At 59.2% G+C, this 2,521-nt stretch carries 1 protein-coding gene and 2 pseudogenes; all 3 read left to right on the forward strand.

The features are described 5' to 3' along the window. Positions 1-263, forward strand: a pseudogene (gene prfC / locus VQ044_RS24680) (peptide chain release factor 3); the annotation flags it as partial. Between the two features lie 36 nt (positions 264-299). Further along, positions 300-929: pseudogene (locus tag VQ044_RS24685) on the forward strand (SIR2 family protein); the annotation flags it as partial. 446 nt (positions 930-1,375) lie between these two features. Beyond that, positions 1,376-2,395, forward strand: coding sequence for a cobaltochelatase subunit CobS (gene cobS, locus VQ044_RS24690; RefSeq protein ID WP_327650380.1), 1,020 nt, complete (start codon positions 1,376-1,378; stop codon positions 2,393-2,395). Positions 2,396-2,521 lie beyond the last annotated feature (126 nt).

Consider the following 2,521-nt stretch of genomic DNA (forward strand, 5'->3'; position numbering starts at 1 on the left):
AGCTCGACGTCCTGTCCTCGCGCATCGCGGCGGAATACAAGACGGAGGTCGCCTTCGAACCGGTGCCCTTCGGCACGGCCCGGTGGATCCGATCCGAAACCTCCCGCAAGCTTCAGCGCTTTGTTGAAGAGCATGTCATGAACGTGGCCCTCGATCGGGACGAGCGGCCCGTGTTCCTGCCCCGGGACGATTGGGAACTGCGCCAAGCGCGCGACCACAATCCAGACATCGTCTTCGACGCCGTCAGGGAACTCGTCGGCTGATGGGTTCTACCCAGACCCTCACTTCATGGAGGACCAGTGGTTTCGCGCTTGGATGAACTTGCAACGGCCATCGCCAGTCGACGAGCGATCCTCTTCGCTGGTGCAGGCCTGTCGATGATCGTAGGGCTGCCCTCATGGAGAGAACTCGTCGATCACATGCGGCGAGAATTGGAGCTCGATCCTGAAAGTCCAGGCATGGAAGCCAGCTATCAGACGCTCTCCGAGTATTATCGCATCAAGACCGGCAGCATCGGTCCTTTGCGCAGTTGGATGGACCGGCACTGGGGTGTCTCGGAAGAAAATGTCGCTAAGTCGCCAGTTCACGACATGATCGTGAAACTTAATTTTCCTATCATCTATACCACGAACTATGACTACAATTTAGAGGTGGCGTTCAATTTGAGCGGCCACCCCTATGTCAAGATCGTCAATGCCCGTGATATCGCCAAGGCCACCAGCGTTGATACTCAGATCGTAAAATTCCATGGTGACTTTGAAGACGATCAGTCGCTTGTTATCGCTGAAACTGATTATTTTAACCGGCTGCATCTCGACTCGCCGCTCGATATAAAGTTTCGGGCAGATGCATTAGGCCGAACTATCCTGTTCATCGGCTACAGCGTGTCTGACCTCAACATTCGCTTGCTGCTTCACCGTCTGTGGCGGGGATGTCCCGAAGTTTGTTGAACTTCGGCGAACGACGTTGCCGGGTTGAAGGTTACGCGGCCCTGGAAACGGAGGCAACGGGCTTTTCAGCAAGGCGCTGCTGATGGGCAAGAAGGGCGGCCCGCAGAATCGGCAGCTGCTTGTGAGCCTTGAGNGTGCTGGGCCAATGGGGCATCAGCGTTCTCAGCGGCGAGCATGACGAGCCGGCAGACTCGCTCCTACAGTTCATGGAAAGGCTGACCGAACGCGTGGAGCATTTTCGTCAACATGGAACGTCGAGCACATAGTGACTCGCCGGAGTAGCCCGCACGAAACCGCCCGCCGGATAGGCTCGCAAGCCGTGAATTTGCGAGACACCATCTACGGTCGAACCAATGGACAAAAACTAACTGCGCGCAGCACGACGCCGAGAGGCGCAGTGCAGACGCCGAACCGATGGAGCGATGATGAATGTAGTGCTTCAGGAAAGGGCTTCGCTCCCGGACGTCGCTGTCTCCGTTCGTGAAACCTTTGGTTTCGACAGCGACTCGACCGTGCTGGCGTTTTCCCAACCCAATGAGCATGTTCCCGAGTTTGATCCCGGCTATCTCTTCGATAAGCCGACCACGCTCGCCATCCTTGCGGGCTTCGCCAGGAACCGCCGCGTGATGGTCTCCGGCTTCCACGGCACCGGCAAGTCGACGCATATCGAGCAGGTCGCCGCGCGGCTCAACTGGCCCTGCGTTCGAATCAATCTCGACAGCCACGTCAGCCGCATCGACCTCGTCGGCAAGGACGCGATCACCGTTCGCGACGGCATGCAGGTCACCGAGTTCCGCGACGGCATCCTGCCCTGGGCCTACCAGAACAATGTCGCGCTGGTCTTCGACGAGTACGACGCGGGCCGCCCGGACGTGATGTTCGTCATCCAGCGCGTGCTGGAATCCTCCGGCCGGCTGACGTTGCTCGACCAGGCGCGCGTCATCCGCCCGCACCCGGCCTTCCGGATATTCGCCACCGCCAACACGGTGGGTCTCGGCGACACGACCGGCCTTTATCATGGCACGCAGCAGATTAACCAGGCGCAGATGGACCGCTGGTCCATCGTCACCATGCTGAATTACCTGCCGCACGACAACGAGGTCGGCATCGTTTTGGCCAAGGCCAAGCATTTCGACACCAGGGAGGGCCGCCAGATCGTCTCCAAGATGGTCCGCGTCGCCGACATGACGCGCTCGGCCTTCGTCAATGGTGATCTGTCGACGGTGATGAGCCCGAGGACGGTGATCACCTGGGCGGAGAACGCCGAGATCTTCGGCGACGACCTCGGCTTCGCCTTCCGCCTCACCTTCCTCAACAAGTGCGACGACCTGGAGCGGCCGCTCGTTGCGAAGTTCTACCAGCGCGCCTTCGGCGAGGAGCTTCCCGAATTCTCCACCACCGTCGTGCAAGGCAAGGAAGCCGGACAATCTCTGGACACGCATTAGCGATGATTCATGCGCGTGAAGTCAAAGGTCTGCGGCGACAGTCGCTCAGGCGGTATCGCGATGACATGCTGATCCAGGACACTAAGCTCGGACCTTTTCGACCGATGGGAATTCGCCCGAGTTCTT

It is taken from the genome of Aurantimonas sp. C2-5-R2 (assembly GCF_036549495.1).
Taxonomy (GTDB): Bacteria; Pseudomonadota; Alphaproteobacteria; order Rhizobiales; family Rhizobiaceae; genus Aurantimonas; species Aurantimonas coralicida_A.